13 protein-coding genes are annotated in these 16184 nt (G+C 62.9%); 7 read left to right on the top strand and 6 right to left on the bottom strand.

The window, feature by feature from the left end:
• Positions 1 to 42: 42 nt before the first annotated feature.
• Positions 43 to 645 carry a TetR/AcrR family transcriptional regulator gene (locus tag DNK59_RS24880; protein WP_092308538.1) on the bottom strand — a complete coding sequence of 201 codons (603 nt, stop codon included), beginning with the start codon at positions 643 to 645 and terminating at the stop codon, positions 43 to 45.
• 462 nt (positions 646 to 1107) lie between these two features.
• Between DNK59_RS24880 and DNK59_RS24875 the strand changes: the two genes are divergently transcribed.
• From DNK59_RS24875 to DNK59_RS24850, 6 genes are all read left to right on the top strand, one after another.
• Positions 1108 to 2196 carry a hydroxymethylglutaryl-CoA synthase gene (locus DNK59_RS24875; RefSeq protein ID WP_092308536.1) on the top strand — a complete coding sequence of 363 codons (1089 nt, stop codon included), beginning with the start codon at positions 1108 to 1110 and terminating at the stop codon, positions 2194 to 2196.
• 29 nt (positions 2197 to 2225) lie between these two features.
• A complete protein-coding gene (locus tag DNK59_RS24870; RefSeq protein ID WP_016966051.1) occupies positions 2226 to 3422 on the top strand; it encodes a thiolase family protein in 1197 nt (398 codons plus the stop codon).
• Between the two features lie 12 nt (positions 3423 to 3434).
• The gene (locus DNK59_RS24865; protein ID WP_060844923.1) at positions 3435 to 3875 is read left to right on the top strand and encodes a Zn-ribbon domain-containing OB-fold protein; all 441 of its coding nucleotides are present in this window, start codon (positions 3435 to 3437) and stop codon (positions 3873 to 3875) included.
• A 208-nt stretch (positions 3876 to 4083) separates the two neighbouring features.
• On the top strand, positions 4084 to 5133 hold the full coding sequence (locus tag DNK59_RS24860; protein ID WP_110724961.1) for a type III polyketide synthase: 1050 nt from the start codon (positions 4084 to 4086) through the stop codon (positions 5131 to 5133).
• A 111-nt stretch (positions 5134 to 5244) separates the two neighbouring features.
• On the top strand, positions 5245 to 6522 hold the full coding sequence (locus DNK59_RS24855; protein WP_092308530.1) for an MFS transporter: 1278 nt from the start codon (positions 5245 to 5247) through the stop codon (positions 6520 to 6522).
• Between the two features lie 6 nt (positions 6523 to 6528).
• A complete protein-coding gene (locus DNK59_RS24850) occupies positions 6529 to 7461 on the top strand; it encodes a fumarylacetoacetate hydrolase (RefSeq protein WP_092308527.1) in 933 nt (310 codons plus the stop codon).
• A 7-nt stretch (positions 7462 to 7468) separates the two neighbouring features.
• Here the strand turns inward: DNK59_RS24850 and gcvP are convergent, their stop codons facing one another.
• Complete coding sequence (gcvP, locus tag DNK59_RS24845; RefSeq protein WP_110724960.1) at positions 7469 to 10342, bottom strand: aminomethyl-transferring glycine dehydrogenase; 2874 nt, start codon at positions 10340 to 10342, stop codon at positions 7469 to 7471.
• Positions 10343 to 10531: 189 nt separating this feature from the next.
• Between gcvP and DNK59_RS24840 the strand changes: the two genes are divergently transcribed.
• Positions 10532 to 11671: a DegT/DnrJ/EryC1/StrS aminotransferase family protein gene (locus DNK59_RS24840; RefSeq protein ID WP_110724959.1), complete on the top strand. Its 1140-nt coding sequence runs from the start codon at positions 10532 to 10534 to the stop codon at positions 11669 to 11671.
• Between the two features lie 60 nt (positions 11672 to 11731).
• Here the strand turns inward: DNK59_RS24840 and gcvH are convergent, their stop codons facing one another.
• The 4 genes from gcvH to DNK59_RS24820 all read right to left on the bottom strand — a co-directional run bounded on the left by gcvH (position 11732) and on the right by DNK59_RS24820 (position 16149).
• Complete coding sequence (gene gcvH, locus DNK59_RS24835) at positions 11732 to 12115, bottom strand: glycine cleavage system protein GcvH (protein ID WP_092308519.1); 384 nt, start codon at positions 12113 to 12115, stop codon at positions 11732 to 11734.
• Between the two features lie 51 nt (positions 12116 to 12166).
• On the bottom strand, positions 12167 to 13249 hold the full coding sequence (gene gcvT / locus DNK59_RS24830) for a glycine cleavage system aminomethyltransferase GcvT (protein ID WP_092308513.1): 1083 nt from the start codon (positions 13247 to 13249) through the stop codon (positions 12167 to 12169).
• Between the two features lie 154 nt (positions 13250 to 13403).
• Complete coding sequence (locus tag DNK59_RS24825) at positions 13404 to 15020, bottom strand: iron ABC transporter permease (protein WP_092308510.1); 1617 nt, start codon at positions 15018 to 15020, stop codon at positions 13404 to 13406.
• A 127-nt stretch (positions 15021 to 15147) separates the two neighbouring features.
• Positions 15148 to 16149 carry an extracellular solute-binding protein gene (locus DNK59_RS24820; protein ID WP_110724958.1) on the bottom strand — a complete coding sequence of 334 codons (1002 nt, stop codon included), beginning with the start codon at positions 16147 to 16149 and terminating at the stop codon, positions 15148 to 15150.
• Positions 16150 to 16184 lie beyond the last annotated feature (35 nt).

The raw sequence follows: 16184 nt of genomic DNA, 5'->3' as shown, positions 1-16184 counted from the left end.
CATTGAGCCCGCATCCAGTGCAGGCTCAATGCAGTCAAAGGATCAACGTTGGGCGCCGGAACAGACACCGTTGATCAGTAAATCAGTGAATTCCTCAATATCCTGTTCCGCGCTCAACTGCTCGGTCAGCAGCCGATACCAGCAAAAACCGAAAATCATATCGAGCAGCAATTCGCGATTGGTGTCCTTGGGCAACTCACCATTGCTGATGGCATTTTCCACCAACTTTTTCGGCATCTCCCTTCTGCGCTCCATGAACTGATCCTTGAGCTGGGTCAATGTAGCTGGATCCAGCTGGGCTTCGGCAATCACACAGCGAAACGCCTCTCCGCAAATGGTTTCTCGCCAGACTTTCCAGAGATTACGCAGCAAAAAGTCGAGATCCGCCTTGAACGAGCCGAGATCAGGAAACTTTCTCACCTGTTCGCTCTCGTTTTCATAGACTTCCGCGATCAACGCCGCTTTGTTCGACCACCACCGGTAGATAGTCGGTTTGCTGGCGCCCGCCCGGCGCGCGACCGACTCAATGCTGAGCCCGGAATAACCGCATTCCTTGAGGATCTCGATGGTGGAACTGAGGATGGCTTTGTGGGTATGCGGACTTCGCAAAGAGCCGATGGAGCTGCGAGATGGGGTACGAGCCACAATAAAAAATCTCCAGGCAGGGCGCTTGACAATCGCAACGCAGGGTATAGGATTCCCTCGAATCGAAATGAAACGGTCCGTTTCGTTTCATTCTTGAAAGAATCATGAATTTCTTACACCGATCCATCTAGTTCTTAAAATTTCTCGTAAGGGTTGAGCTGATCAAGCCTTGTAACTCTGGGTTCCTCGAATTCTAGGCTTAAACCCTTTCCTCTTAAGAGACTGGATCGTCTGAAATTATTATTAAACGAAACGTTCCGTATCATAGCACAGCGAGGTGAAGAAAAACAGCTTTCGAGCGGGTTTTCCCCTTTTTGGAACCTGCTCTGAAACCCCTCTGGCCTGAGGGTTTACGCGGTGTCGGCCAGAGTCGGGCAGCACAAACTGTTTTCCGTATGTTTCAAGAGTGCTTCTGAGCAAGCACGACCCAGTTTTCTCAAAATGAATGGAATCAAGAGGAAAATGAACGTGAAAAAAGTAGGCATTGTCAGCTACGGCGCGGCTGTTCCGGTATGCCGTCTCAAAGTTCAGGACGTGATCAACGTCTGGAAAAACACCGACCTCAAGCTGGTGGAGGAAAGCCTCGGTATCAGCGAAAGAGCGGTGCTGCAGCCGGATGAAGATGTCATCACCCTCGGCGTGCAGGCAGCGCAACGGGCCCTGGACAAAGTCCCCGGCCATGAGCTCCAGGCCCTTTATCTGGGTACTTGCACCAACCCCTACGATTCACGAGCCTCGGCCTCGATCATCCTGGAAATGCTCGGCAGCGGTTACGACGCCTATTGCGCCGACGTCCAGTTCGCCGGCAAGTCCGGGACTTCCGCCCTGCAGATCTGCCAGGCCCTGGTGGGATCCGGCATGACCGGCAGCGCCCTGGCCATCGGCGCCGACACCATCAACCGCAACACCGCGCCGGGCGACCTGACCGAGTCCTATGCCGGGGCCGGCGCCGCGGCATTGCTGATCGGCACTCAGAATGTCATCGCCGAGTTCGACGCCAGCTTCTCTTGCGCCGCCGATATCGCCGATAACATTCGCCCCCAGGGTGATCGCTACATTCGCTCCGGGATGGGCCTGGGCTCGGACAAGAACAGCATCGGCCTGGAAGACCAGACCCGTCGCGCCGCCGAGGGCCTGATGGCCAAGCTGCATACCAGCCCGGCCGACTATGACTACGTGGTATTCCAGCAGAACCTGGTGTCCACGCCCTATTCCCTGGGCAAGCACCTGGGCTTCAACAGCCAGCAGATCGAACCGGGGATCTACGCCGGTGATGTCGGCGACACCGGTGCCGCCAGCCCGCTGCTCGGCCTGATTAACGTGCTGGACCAGGCCCGTCCGGGGCAGAAGATCCTCATGGTGTCCTATGGTTTCGGGGCCGGCAGTGACGCCATCGCCCTGACCGTCACCGACGCCATCGAGCAGTACCAGAAGCACAACAAGCCCCTGCGCGAACTGCTCGAAGCCAAGACCTATGTCGATTACGGCACCTCCATCAAGTACGAGTTCAAGTACCTGCGGGCTGACTACGCCCTGACCGCCTATCTCTGATTACGCCTGTCTACGCAAGGAGCATGCACATGTGCGCACGTCGTGTTGCAATCGTTTCGGCCGCCTATACGCCGAAGCCCGGAAGTTCACGAGTTCGGCAGACGTTCAAGGAAATGATCGTCGAGTCCGCCTATAAGGCCCTCAAGGACGCCAAGATGCATCCCCGGGAAATCCAGGGGGTCGCCTACGGCTATCACGGTGAAGGCATTTCCGAATATGGCGGCCTGGGGCCGACCATTTCCGACGCCCTGGGCATCAGCCCGGCGCCGACCTTCATGAGCACCGCCAACTGCACCAGCAGCTCGGTGTCGTTCCAGATGGGTCACCAGATGGTGGCATCCGGTGAGTACGACATCGTCCTGTGCGGCGGTTTCGAGAAAATGACCGATCACTTCAACTACGCCGAGTACATCGGCTCCAGCACTGAATGTGAATACGATTACTTCCTCGGCATCTCCCACACCGACGCCTTCGCCCTGGCCACCGCCGAGTACTTCCAGAAGTTCGGCTATGCCGGTCGCGAGGCCGATGTCCTGGCCACTTTTGGTCGGCAGATGCGCGTCTATGCCCACAACACCCCGACCGCCACCCGCTACGGCCAGCCGATTCCCACCCTGGAAGCGCTGAAGAACAGCGAAGCCTGCGGTTCGATGCTGGCCTGGGGCGAAGCCAGCGGCTGCGCGATCCTGGTGGCCGAGCACCTGGCCCACAAGTACACCGACAAACCGGTGTTCGTCCGCGGCTGCGCCTACACCGGCGTCTCCCACTACTTCGGCACGCGCTTCCACAACCCGACCCTGCACCATCCGGGCCTGCCCAAGGACGTGGGCATGGCCGTATCGGCCAACTCCATCGCCTGCGCGGAAATTGCCTATAAGAAAGCCGGGATCACCGCCAAGGACATCGATGTGGCCCAGGTCTACGACCTGCTCGGCGCCGGGCTGATCCAGATGGAATCCATGGGCATCTGCGGCAAGGGCCAGGCCGGCGATTTCGTACTCGAAGGCGGCATCGCCCTGGACGGCCAACTGCCGCTGAACACCGACGGCGGCAATATCGGCCGCGGCCACGCTTCCGGCTGCGACGGCATCCTGCACATCACCGAGCTGTTCCGGCAGCTGAGAGGTGAATCCGACAACCAGGTCAAGGGCGCACGCATCGGCGTGTCGCAGAACCTTGGCGGTTATGCGGCGCACAACTCAGTGATTGTCCTCTCGAACGACTAAGGAGCCCGGACCATGTCCATGTACCCAGAACAGATCCACAGAATGACCACCGCCAGCATGCTCCGCGAATGGCGCGAGCATGGCGGCAAATACCGCCTCGAAGGCAGCCAGTGCGAAGAATGCAACGAGATCTTCTTCCCCCGGCGCACCGTCTGCGGCGCTTGCAACTCCCTGAGCGTGAAGCCCTACCGCTGCAAGCGCACGGGCAAGATCGAAGTCATGGCCCACGCCGAGAACCCGGTCCTGGCTGCCATGGGCTACGGCGAAACCGTGCCGCGCATGATGGCCATGGTGCGCCTGGACGACGGCCTGGTGATCGCCTCAGAAATCGTCGACGTCTGCGACCCGCAACAGCTGAAAGTCGGTGCGCCGGTGCGCATGGTGATTCGCAAGCATGTGCGCGAAAGCAACCTGGCCTGGCAATACGCTTATAAGTTCGTACTGGATATATAAGTTGTTGTTCAAGGTGCCTTCATATAAGGCACCTTGAAGTTAGTCATTAAAATAAAATCCAACTTAAAAGTTACATCAACGGCCACTTCACGCCTAGAAGTTGCCTTAAGGTCCTGATTTCCTTTAGGCCCTAAAGATTCCTTTGCCTATTTAACGGGGACTATCCCCACAACTTAATTATTGGCCTACCTATAGCCAAGGACCCATCATGTCTACACTTTGCCTCCCACATGTAATGTTTCCGCAACACAAGATCACCCAGCAACAAATGGTTGATCACTTGGAAAACCTGCACGCCGATCACCCACGCATGGCCCTGGCCAAGCGCATGATCGCCAACACCGAAGTCAACGAGCGCCATCTGGTGTTGCCGATCGACGAGTTGGCGGTGCACACCGGCTTTACCCACCGCAGCATCGTCTACGAGCGTGAAGCCCGGCAGATGTCGTCCGCTGCGGCACGCCAGGCCATCGAGAATGCCGGGTTGCAGATCAGCGATATCCGCATGGTCATCGTCACCTCCTGCACCGGCTTCATGATGCCGTCGCTGACCGCGCACCTGATCAACGACCTCGGCCTGCCCAACTCCACCGTGCAACTGCCGATCGCCCAGCTGGGCTGCGTGGCCGGTGCCGCGGCCATCAACCGGGCCAACGATTTCGCCCGGCTCGATGCGCGCAACCACGTGCTGATCGTGTCCCTGGAGTTCTCTTCGCTGTGCTATCAGCCGGACGACACCAAGCTGCACGCCTTCATCTCCGCGGCGCTGTTCGGCGATGCGGTGTCGGCCTGCGTGCTGCGCGCCGATGACCAGGCCGGCGGCTTCAAGATCAAGAAGACCGAGTCGTTCTTCCTGCCCAAGAGCGAGCACTACATCAAGTACGACGTGAAGGACACGGGCTTCCACTTCACCCTCGACAAGGCGGTGATGAACTCCATCAAGGACGTGGCACCGGTGATGGAGAAGCTCAACTACGACAGCTTCGAACAGAACTGCGCGCACAACGACTTCTTCATCTTCCACACCGGTGGTCGCAAGATCCTCGACGAACTGGTGATGCACCTGGACCTGGCCTCGAACCGGGTGGCGCAATCGCGCAGTAGCCTGTCGGAAGCCGGCAACATTGCCAGCGTGGTGGTGTTCGACGTGCTCAAGCGTCAGTTCGATTCCAATCTGAATCGGGGCGACGTCGGCCTGCTGGCAGCCTTTGGCCCGGGCTTCACCGCAGAAATGGCGGTGGGCGAGTGGACCGCCTGAAGTAGCGTCCTGCGTCTGTCCGACCCGAGGTTGCCGGGCTGCACGGCCACCTCGGGTCGCACCCCCACGGCGCACCGCGCCGGGTTCATGGTTTCACAAGGAAGCTGAGCGATGAACGCTGGAATACCGACCACGGCTGCCGACAGCCGTTACGAAAGAACCATGGTGCTGCTGCTGTCACTGAGCTTCGGGCTGGTGGGGCTGGACCGCTTCATCATCCTGCCGCTGTTCCCGGTGATCATGCACGACCTGCAACTGGACTATCAGGACCTGGGCTACCTGTCCGCCGCGCTGGCCTTCACCTGGGGACTGTCCGCCCTGGGCATGGGCAGCGTGATCGAGCGCCTGGGCACTCGCCGCGTGCTGGTGATCTCCATCACCGTACTGTCGCTGCTGTCCGGCTTCTCCGCGCTGGCCACCGGGGTCCTCGGGCTGGTCATCTTGCGCGGGCTGATGGGCATCTGCGAAGGCGCCTTCACCCCGACCAGCATCATTGTCACCGACGAAGTCTCGCGCCCCGACCGGCGCGGACTGAACCTGGGCATCCAGCAGGCGCTGTTTCCGATTCTCGGCCTGTGCCTGGGGCCGCTGATCGCGGCCGGCCTGCTGCAACTGACCGGCTCCTGGCGTGCGGTCTTCGCGATCATCGCCCTGCCCGGCCTGCTTCTGGCCGGCTACCTGTGGAAGGCCTACCGGCCGCTGCCGGCAACACCCCGTACAGGGTCCGACGCCAGCGCCGGGCGCCACTGGCTGGCGGCATTCAAGAGCGGCAACGTCAGCCTGAACATCCTCATCATGTTCTGCATCCTCACTTGCCAGTTCGTGCTTTGCGCCATGCTGCCCAGCTACCTGACCGACCATCTGCACCTGCAGAACCTGTCCATGGCCCTGGTCATCTCGGCCATCGGCCTGGGCGGCTGCATCGGCCAACTGATCATTCCCGGCCTGTCCGACCGCCTCGGGCGCAAGCCGGTGGTGTCGGTGTGCTTCATGACCAGCAGCACCCTGGTGGGCCTGCTGATCGTCAGCCCGGCGATTCCCTGGCTGCTGTTCCTGCTGCTGTTCCTGCTGTCGTTCTTCAATTTCAGCCTGATCTGCATGACGGTGGGCCCGCTGACCAGCGAGTCCGTGGCCCCCGCCCTGTTGCCGACGGCGACCGGGATCGTCGTGGGTTTCGGCGAGATCCTCGGCGGCGGGCTGTCCCCGGCCGTGGCCGGGTTTGCCGCCAGCCATTTCGGCCTGCCGTCGATCCTGTACGTGGCCCTGAGCGGCAGCCTGGCCGGCTTGTTCCTGTCATTGCTGCTCAAGGACAGTACGCGCCAACCCCAGCGCGCGCTGGCCTGCGGGCCGCTGCCTATCCTCCCCGCCCGCTTGCCCCTCAAGGACTAGAGAATCATGGATGATTACCTGCTGTTGCTGGATGTCTGCCACAAGGATCAACGCGCCATCGGGCTGTTCGACTTTCACAATGGCCAGAGCCTGCGCGCCCTTTCCGAACATGGCGGGCTGTACGAAACCCTGCAGTTCTGCGCCCGCCGCCATCTGAACTGGAGCGAACACCTGCGTAGCCTCCCGGCCCATCCCCGGCTGCCTGCCGAAGGCCATCCGCAAGGACCGCTGCGCCCGCCGCTCAAGCCCAGCGACAACCTGCTGGCCCAGGTCTGCGAGGTCACTCTGAACACCGCGCACACGCACCAGGGCTGGTTCTACAAGGGCAACGGCAACCTGCTCAAGACCGATGGCGAGGCGCTGGCGATCCCCTACCACGCCCTGAGCATCAGCAGTCAGCCAGGGGTGGTCTGCGTGTACCTGGTGGATCACTTCAAGCAACTGCGGTTTGTCGGTTTCAGCCTGGGCCAGGACATCCACGACCCGCTGTTGAGCCACCAGGACGCCAGCTCCTGCGCGCAATCGCGGCTGCGCCAATGCGCCATCGCCCCGGCACTGATCCTTGGCGAACTGCAGCACAGCCTGTCACTCAATGTCCGGGTGGAACGCCAGGGCGCGCAGTTGTCCTACCTCGGCTACCACCTGGATCTGCAGAACTGGTGGGCGCTGCGCAAGTATTCCCAGACGTTCCTCGAACAAAACGAGCAGTTCCTGCAACCGGGCATGGTCCACTACGTGTTCCACAGCGCCAGCCGGCGCGAGAACGAACTGCAGCTGCAGCACGGCGACTGGCTGGACCTGGACTGCCCGGAGCTGGAGCTGGGCCTGAGCAACCAGGTCAGCGAAGAAGAGCTGCTGCACCTCTATCCCCTGGAGAGCCAGCCACACCGGGGCCGCACCCACCGCACCCGCCCGACGCGGCTACGCCAGCACTACTGAGGCGAACTCAGCGATAGGCCGCCACCGGGACACAGGCGCAGAACAGGTTGCGGTCACCGTAGACGTTGTCCACCCGGTTGACCGTCGGCCAGTACTTGTGGGCCCGCGTGTGGGCGCTGGGCAGCACCGCCTGCTCGATGCTGTAAGGCCGCTCCCAGGTCCCGGCGATATCCGTCAGGGTATGGGGCGCGCCCTTGAGCGGATTGTCCTCGGCCGGCCAGTTGCCCTCCTGGACCTGGGCGATCTCGGCGCGGATGTTCAGCATGGCCTCGACAAAGCGATCCAGCTCGGCCTTGGACTCGCTTTCGGTGGGCTCCACCATCAAGGTGCCCGGTACCGGGAACGACATGGTCGGGGCATGGAAGCCGTAGTCCATCAGGCGCTTGGCCACATCCTCCTCGCTGATGCCGGTCAGGGCCTTGAGCGGTCGCAGGTCGAGAATGCATTCATGGGCCACCCGGCCATTACGCCCGCTGTAGAGCACCGGGAAGGCCCCGCTTAGCTGGTCGGCCAGGTAATTGGCGGCCAGGATCGCCACTTCGCTGGCATCCGCCAGTTGCGGCCCCATCAGGGCGATGTACATCCAGCTGATGGGGAGGATGCTGGCGCTGCCCCAGGGCGCCGCGCTGACCGCGCCGTTGTCCGCCAGCGGCCCGTCGATCGGCACCACCGGGTGATTGGCGACAAAGGGCGCCAGATGGGCGCGCACGCCGATCGGCCCCATGCCCGGGCCACCGCCGCCGTGGGGAATGCAAAAAGTCTTGTGCAGGTTCATGTGGGAGACGTCGGCGCCGATGTCCGCCGGCCTGGCCAGCCCCACCTGGGCGTTGAGGTTGGCGCCATCCATGTACACCTGGCCACCGTGGCTGTGGATAACTTCGCAGACCTGGCTGATGCCCTCCTCATAGACACCGTGGGTCGACGGATAAGTCGCCATCAGGCAGGACAGACGATCACCGGCTTCGGCGGCCTTGGCTTTCAGGTCCTCGAGATCAACGTTGCCGGACTCGTCACACTCGACGATCACCACCTGCATCCCGGCCATCTGCGCCGACGCCGGATTGGTGCCATGGGCCGAGGCCGGTATCAGGCAGATGTGCCGCCCGCCTTGCTGACGGCTCTCGTGGTAGCGACGAATCGCCAGCAAACCGGCGTACTCGCCCTGGGCCCCGGAGTTGGGCTGCATGCAGACCGCGTCGAAACCGGTAATAGCGCACAGCCAACGCTCCAGCTCCTCGATCATCAAGGTGTAACCGACGGCCTGCTCCCGAGGAGCGAAAGGGTGCAGGTTGGCGAATTCCGGCCAGGTGATGGGGATCATCTCGCTGCTGGCATTGAGCTTCATGGTGCAGGAGCCCAGGGGGATCATCGACTGGTTGAGCGCCAGGTCCTTGTTCTCCAACTGCTTGAGGTAGCGCAGCATCCGGGTTTCGCTGTGATGGCCGTTGAACACCGGATGGGTCAGGCAGGGGCTGCGCCGCAGCAGTTGGTCGGGCAGCCCTGACTCCAGCGCCTCGGCGTCCAGTTCAGCAACGTCCAGCCCGTGGTCGGCACCGAGAAACACGTCCAGCAGCCGGGCCACGGTGGTTTCGTCACAGGTTTCATCCAGGCTCAGGCCCAGCCGGCCGCGCCCGAGAATCCGCAGGTTGATCTGCAGCGCCCTGGCGCTCTCGATGATCGCCGTCTGGCTGCCCCCGACCTCCAGGGTCAGGGTGTCGAAGAAGTGCCGGTTGACCCGGGTGATCCCTTTGCGCTCAAGGCCGGCGGCGAGAATGCAGGTCAGCCGATGCACCCGCTGGGCAATGCGCTTGAGCCCCGCCGGGCCGTGATAGACCGCATAGAAGCCGGCGATATTGGCCAGCAGCACCTGGGCGGTGCAGATGTTGGAGTTGGCCTTTTCGCGGCGAATGTGTTGCTCGCGGGTTTGCAGGGCCATGCGCAGCGCCACCTGGCCCCGGGCATCCTTGGACACGCCGATGATGCGCCCGGGCATGGCGCGCTTGTACTCGTCACGGCAGGCGAAAAACGCCGCATGCGGACCGCCGTAGCCCATGGGCACGCCGAAGCGCTGGGAGGAACCCAGCACCACGTCGGCCCCCAGCTCGCCGGGCGGGGTCAGCACCAGCAGGCTGAGCAGATCGGCAGCGACGCAGGCCAGCGCCTGCTGTGCGTGCAGGTGGTCGATCAGCGGCCGCAGATCGACGATCTCGCCGTGGGTATCCGGGTATTGCAACAGGGCGCCGAACACTTGGTGCGCGGGCAAGTTATCCACAGCGTCGACGATCAGTTCAAAGCCAAAGCCTTCGGCCCGGGTACGCACCACGGAGATGGTCTGCGGATGGCAGTGTTCATCGACAAAGAACAGATTGCTCTTGGACTTGGTCACGCGCTTGGCCAGGGCCATGGCTTCAGCGGCCGCCGTTGCCTCGTCGAGCAACGAAGCGTTGGCCAGGTCGAGGCCGGTGAGGTCGATGGTCATCTGCTGGAAGTTGAGCAGCGCTTCGAGCCGGCCCTGGGCGATTTCCGGCTGGTAGGGCGTGTAGGCGGTGTACCAGCCGGGGTTCTCCAGCACGTTGCGCAGGATCACGGTGGGCGTCAGGGTGCCGTGATAGCCCATGCCGATCAGACTGGTCCAGACCTGATTCTGCGCGGCATAGCCCTTGAGCCGGGCCAGGGCGGCCTGTTCATCCAGCGCTGGTGGCAGGTCCAGGGGGCGGTTGAAGCGGATTCCTGGCGGCACCGTCTGCTCGATCAGCTCGCTCCGGCTGCCTAGCCCGAGGCTGGCGAGCATCGCCTGCTGCTCCTCGGCGTCGGGACCCAGGTGCCGGTTGAGAAAAGCGTTGGGCTCGCGTAACTGGCTCAGGGACGGCGACTGGGACATGGCAGGCTCTCCGATAAGCGGTGCTCAGCGTCGGTACAACAGGGTGCAAAGCAGCATAGCAGCCGATTCCACCGCTCGACGCACTGGCGTCCCGAGGCAATCGGTACCATCATGCAGGGCGTTCGCGCGCCAGCCCCGGCGCGCCTCAACCCCTGCTTCCATCGTCCGCTTATCGGGTGTCCCACTGTCATGAGCCAACTGCCATTCCTGCCGTTCTCCAAACCCACCATCGATGAAGCCACCATCGCCGCCGTCGGCGAAGTGCTGCGTTCGGGCTGGATCACCAGCGGTCCCAAGGTCCAGGCTTTCGAAGCCCAGCTGTCGGAGTTCTTCGGCGGGCGCGCGGTGCGTACCTTCAACTCCGGCACCTGCACCATGGAGATCGCCCTGCGCATCGCCGGCATCGGCCCCGGGGATGAAGTCATCACCACGCCGATTTCCTGGGTCGCCACCGCCAACGTGATTCTCGAAGTGGGCGCCACGCCGGTGTTCGCCGACATCGACCCGGTCACCCGCAACATCGACCTGGCCCAGGTCGAAGCGGCGATCACCCCGCGCACCAAGGCCATCATCCCGGTGTTCCTGGCCGGCTTGCCGGTGGACATGACTCGCCTGTATGCCCTGGCCAGGAAACACGGCCTGCGGGTGGTGGAAGACGCGGCCCAGGCCCTGGGCTCCAGCTGGAACGGCCAGCGCATCGGCGCTGGTGGCGATTTCGTGTCCTTCAGCTTCCAGGCCAACAAGAACGTCACCTCGTCCGAGGGCGGCTGCCTGGTACTCAACACCCCGGAGGAAGTGCGCCTGGCCGAGAAGTACCGCCTGCAAGGCGTGACCCGCAGCGGCTTCGACGGCCTGGACGTGGACGTGCTCGGCGGCAAGTTCAACATGACCGACGTCGCGGCCGCCATCGGCCTGGGCCAGTTTGCCCATATCGAGGCAATCACCGCCCATCGCCGCGAGCTGGCCCGGCACTACTTCGAATGCTTCGGCAGCGACTTCGAGGCCCGCTATGGCGCCCAGCTACCGCCGGCGGATTTCAGCAACAGCAACTGGCACCTGTTCCAGCTGGTGCTGCCGGAGCGTAAAGACGGCAAGCCGGCCCGCGCCACCTTCATGGAGCAGATGCAGGAACGCGGCATTGGCATCGGCTATCACTACCCGCCGATTCATTTGCTGAGCCTGTACCGCGAGCGCGGTTTCAAGGAAGGGATGTTCCCGGTGGCGGAACGGGTTGGTCGGTTGATCGTCTCGTTGCCGATGTTCACCGCCATGGGCAAGGCCGACGTGGAACGTGCGGTGGCGGCGGTGAAAGAGGTGTTGCAGGCTTAAATGCCTTCGCGAACAGGCCCGCTCCCGGGAAACGGGAGCGGGCCTGCTTGCAGGAACGGCTTACTCGCCGATGGCGGCCTTGTAGCCGGCGGCGTCCAGCAGCTTGTCCAGCTCGGCCAGGTTGCTTGGCTTGAGCTTGAAGATCCAGGCGTCGTAAGGCTCGCTGTTGAGCAACTCGGGGCTGGAGCTCAGCTCTTCGTTGACCGCGATCACTTCACCGGCCACCGGGGCATAGATGTCGGAAGCGGCTTTCACCGACTCCACCACACCAGCCTGGTCCCCCGCGCCAAACACATTGCCGACTTGCGTCAGCTCGACAAACACCACATCGCCCAGGGCTTCCTGGGCGTGATCGCTAATACCCACGGTCACCGTGCCGTCGGCTTCCAGACGGGCCCATTCATGGCTCTCGGCAAAACGCAGGTGGGCAGGGATATCGCTCATGTTCTGTGTCCTCAGGAAGAAATGTCAGCGGCGCGATGCCGGCTGAAAAAGTTAGATCAAGGCTTTGCCGTGACGCACGAAGGTCGGTTTGACCACTCGCACCGGGTACCACTTGCCGCGGATTTCCACTTCGGCACGGTCAGCGGTGGCCATTGGCACCCGCGCCAGTGCGATCGATTTACTCAGCGTAGGGGAGAAACTACCACTGGTGATCTCGCCTTCGCCAACATCGGCGATGCGAACCACCTGATGAGCACGCAAAACCCCACGTTCCTCCAGTACCAAACCCACCAGCTTTTGCTTCACGCCCGACGCTCGCTCAGCCTCCAGGGCGGTACGACCGATGAATTTGCGCGACGCAGGTTCCCAGGCAATGCTCCAGGCCATGTTCGCCGCCAGGGGCGAGACATCCTGGTGAATATCCTGGCCATAGAGGTTCATGCCGGCCTCAAGACGCAAAGTGTCCCGGGCGCCCAGGCCGATGGGCGAGATTCCCGCCCCCACCAGATCGTTGAAGAAGGCCGGGGCCTGGTCGGCGGGCAGGACTATCTCCAAACCGTCCTCGCCGGTGTAGCCGGTACGGGCGATGAACCAGTCACCGTCGAAACCCGCTTCGAATGGCTTGAGCTGCTGGATCAGGGTGCCGCGTGACTGGGTTACCAGTTCGGCAATCCTGTTGCGTGCCTGCGGGCCCTGGATCGCCAGCATCGCCAGCTCCGGGCGTTCGTGCAGCTGCACCTGGAAGTCCCCCAGTTGCGCCTGCATCCAGGCCAGGTCCTGGTCCCGGGTCGCGGCGTTGAGCGCCAGGCGATAAGCGTCTTCGAGGCGATAGACGATCATGTCGTCGACGATGCCGCCGCGCTCATTGAGCATGGCGCTGTACAAGGCCTGGCCGGGCCTTTGCAGACGTTCGACATCATTGGCCAGCAAGCGCTGGAGCCAGGCCTTGGCCTGGGCGCCGCTGACATCGATCACGGTCATGTGGGATACATCGAACACACCGCAATCACGTCGCACCTGATGGTGCTCCTCGACCTGCGAACCGTAATGCAAGGGCATATCCCAACCGCCAAAATCGACCATTTTCGCGCCGAGGGCGAGATGCAGGTCATACAGAGGCGTACGCTGTCCCATGGGTTTCTCCTTCCGGGCGTGGCGAGGGTGCGGACTGGCGCTGCTAGGGTGAAAGCCTTGAAATAGATGGCTTGCAGCCGATTTCAGCGTCCCGGCCAAACAACAGGCCGCACCGAATGCCGCGCATTGTAGCTGCAAGGTGCAAGGCTGGCACCTAACCGATTCGATGAGCCGAGCGACGGATCAGGCCAATCACCGGCAGCAGTCCAACCAGCACCAGGGTCAGCGCCGGCAACGACGCCCGGGCCCACTCCCCTTCGCTGGTCATCTCGAAGATCCGCACCGCCAGCGTGTCCCAGCCAAACGGGCGCATCAGCAAGGTCGCGGGCATTTCCTTGAGCACGTCGACGAACACCAGCAAGGCCGCGCTCAGGGTCCCGGGCAGCAACAGCGGCAGATACACTTTGAAAAACAGTCGCGGCCCACCCACCCCCAGGCTGCGCGCAGCTTCGGGCAGTGATGGGCGAATCCGCTCCAGGCTGCTTTCCAGCGGCCCGTAGGCCACCGCGATGAAACGCACCAGATACGCCAGCAGCAAGGCCGACAGGCTGCCCAGCAACAGTGGCTTGCCGGCCCCGCCCAACCAGCCGGACAACGGGATCACCAGTTCCCGGTCCAGGTAACTGAAAGCCAGCATGATCGACACCGCCAGCACCGAACCGGGCAAGGCGTAGCCCAGGTTGGCCAGGCTGACCCCGGCGCGGATGCCGCGGGTCGGCGCCTGGCGACGGGCGAAGGCCAGCAGCAGGGCCACGCTGACGGTGATCAACGCCGCCATGCCCCCCAGGTACAGGGTATGCACGATCAATCCGCCATAGCGTTCGTCCAGATCGAAGCGCCCGCGCTGCCAGAACCACGCCAGCAGCTGCAGCAGCGGAATCACGAAGGCGCAGGCAAAGACCAGAAGGCACCAGCCCGTGGCCGCCACGGCCTTGATTCCCCGCAGGTGATACAGGGCCTTGCCCCGGGGCCGCTCGTTACCGGTGCGGCTGGCACCCCGTGCGCGGCGCTCGCCGTACAACACCAGCATCACTGCCAGCAGCAACAGGCTGGCCAGCTGCGCAGCGCTGGAAAGGCTGAAGAAGCCATACCAGGTCTTGTAGATGGCGGTGGTGAAGGTATCGAAGTTGAACACCGCCACCGCGCCGAAATCCGCCAGGGTTTCCATCAGCGCCAGGGCCACGCCGGCACCGATGGCCGGCCGCGCCATGGGCAGCGCCACGCGCCAGAACGCCTGCCAGGGTGATTGGCCGAGCACTCGCGCAGCCTCCATCAACCCCTTGCCCTGGGCCAGGAAAGCGTTGCGCGCCAGCAGGTAGACATAGGGATAGAACACCAGCACCAGCACCAGGATCACCCCGCCAGTGGAGCGCACCCGCGGCAGTCGCAGGCCGCTGCCGAACCATTCCCGCAGCAGGCTCTGCACCGGCCCGGAAAAGTCCAGCAGGCCAACGAAGACGAACGCCAGCACATAGGCCGGAATCGCGAAGGGCAGCATCAGCGCCCAGTCCAGCCAGCGCCGCCCGGGAAACTCGCAGAGGCTGGTAAGCCAGGCCAGGCTCACCCCCAACAGCGTGACGCCAACCCCCACCCCGAGCACCAGGGTCAGGGTGTTGCTCAACAGACGCGGCATCTGCGTGTCCCACAAGTGGGACCAAATCTGCGCATCGACGGCCTGCCAGGACAACAGCAGCACACTCAGCGGCAGCAAGACCAGGGCCGCTACGGCAAAGACCAGGGGATACCAGCGACGTTGGGCGGGATGGGCCACAAAAAACTCTCGGGCAGGTGGAACGTACAAAAGGGAAGCGGCGGCACCATCGCGGGCGAGCCCGCTCCTACCGGCAGGCCGTTAAACAAAACGCCCCGCAGAGGCGGGGCGCAGTATAACGGCAGGCTCAGTTCCAGCCAGCGCGGTCCATCAAGCGGATGGCTTCGGCCTGGCGCTTGCCGGCGATTTCAACCGGCAGGGTGTCGGCCACGAACTTGCCCCAGCTGGCCACTTCTTCCGAAGGTGCCACTGCCGGGTTGGCCGGGAACTCCTGGTTGACGTCGGCGAAGATCTTCTGCGCCTCGGGCGTGGTCATCCACTCCACCAGGGCCTTGGCCGCTTCCGGGTGCGGCGCATGCTGGGTCAGCCCGATACCCGACAGATTGACGTGCACCCCGCGGTCGCCCTGGTTCGGCCAGAACAGCTTCACCGCCAAGTTCGGCTTCTGCTTGTGCAGACGGCCGTAGTAGTAGGTGTTGACGATGCCGACGTCGCATTGCCCGGCGTTGATCGCATCCAGCACGGCGATGTCATCGGAGAACACATCGGTGGACAGGTTGTTGACCCAGCCCTTGATGATCTCTTCGGTCTTCGCCGCGCCGTGGGTTTCGATCAGGGTGGCGGTCAAGGACTGGTTGTAGACCTTCTTCGCGGTGCGCAGGCACAGGCGACCTTCCCACTGCTTGTCGGCCAGGGCTTCGTAGGTGGTCAGCTCGGAAGGTTTGACCCGCTCGGTGGAGTAGGCCAGGGTCCGCGCCCGCAGGCTCAGGCCGGTCCAGGCATGGTTGGAAGAGCGGTATTGCAGGGGAATGTTGCTGTCGATGACCTTGGAAGTGAACGGCTGGAGGATGCCCATCTGCTCAGCCTGCCAGAGGTTGCCGGCATCCACGGTGAGCAGCAGGTCGGCGGTGGCATTCTCGCCTTCGGCCTTGATCCGCTGCATCAGCGGTGCTTCCTTGTCGGTGATGAACTTGATCTTCACCCCGGTCTTTTGGGTGTAGGCATCGAACACCGGCTTGATCAGCTCATCGATACGCGAGGAGTAGACCACGACTTCATCGGCGGCCTGGGCGGCGCTGCCAATGAATGTGAGGGCCAGGGCAGTCAGTAGACGCTTCGGTGCCAACATGGGAGCAGTCTCTCGATTTCGAAATGAGGCGAAAT

This window comes from Pseudomonas sp. TKO26 (assembly GCF_003225665.1).
GTDB classification, from domain to species: Bacteria; Pseudomonadota; Gammaproteobacteria; order Pseudomonadales; family Pseudomonadaceae; genus Aquipseudomonas; species Aquipseudomonas saponiphila.
Note: the sequence above shows the minus strand (reverse complement) of the source record. Positions and strands in the feature narration are given on the sequence as shown.

What these genes read in the sequence shown, in the direction of transcription:
- DNK59_RS24875 (WP_092308536.1), top strand. Translation starts at nt 1,108, where the DNA reads ATGAACGTGAAAAAAGTAGGCATTGTCAGCTACGGCGCGGCTGTTCCG.
- DNK59_RS24870 (WP_016966051.1), top strand. Translation starts at nt 2,226, where the DNA reads ATGTGCGCACGTCGTGTTGCAATCGTTTCGGCCGCCTATACGCCGAAG.
- DNK59_RS24865 (WP_060844923.1), top strand. Translation starts at nt 3,435, where the DNA reads ATGTCCATGTACCCAGAACAGATCCACAGAATGACCACCGCCAGCATG.
- DNK59_RS24860 (WP_110724961.1), top strand. Translation starts at nt 4,084, where the DNA reads ATGTCTACACTTTGCCTCCCACATGTAATGTTTCCGCAACACAAGATC.
- DNK59_RS24855 (WP_092308530.1), top strand. Translation starts at nt 5,245, where the DNA reads ATGAACGCTGGAATACCGACCACGGCTGCCGACAGCCGTTACGAAAGA.
- DNK59_RS24850 (WP_092308527.1), top strand. Translation starts at nt 6,529, where the DNA reads ATGGATGATTACCTGCTGTTGCTGGATGTCTGCCACAAGGATCAACGC.
- gcvP (WP_110724960.1), bottom strand. Translation starts at nt 10,342, where the DNA reads ATGTCCCAGTCGCCGTCCCTGAGCCAGTTACGCGAGCCCAACGCTTTT.
- DNK59_RS24840 (WP_110724959.1), top strand. Translation starts at nt 10,532, where the DNA reads ATGAGCCAACTGCCATTCCTGCCGTTCTCCAAACCCACCATCGATGAA.
- gcvH (WP_092308519.1), bottom strand. Translation starts at nt 12,115, where the DNA reads ATGAGCGATATCCCTGCCCACCTGCGTTTTGCCGAGAGCCATGAATGG.
- gcvT (WP_092308513.1), bottom strand. Translation starts at nt 13,249, where the DNA reads ATGGGACAGCGTACGCCTCTGTATGACCTGCATCTCGCCCTCGGCGCG.
- DNK59_RS24820 (WP_110724958.1), bottom strand. Translation starts at nt 16,149, where the DNA reads ATGTTGGCACCGAAGCGTCTACTGACTGCCCTGGCCCTCACATTCATT.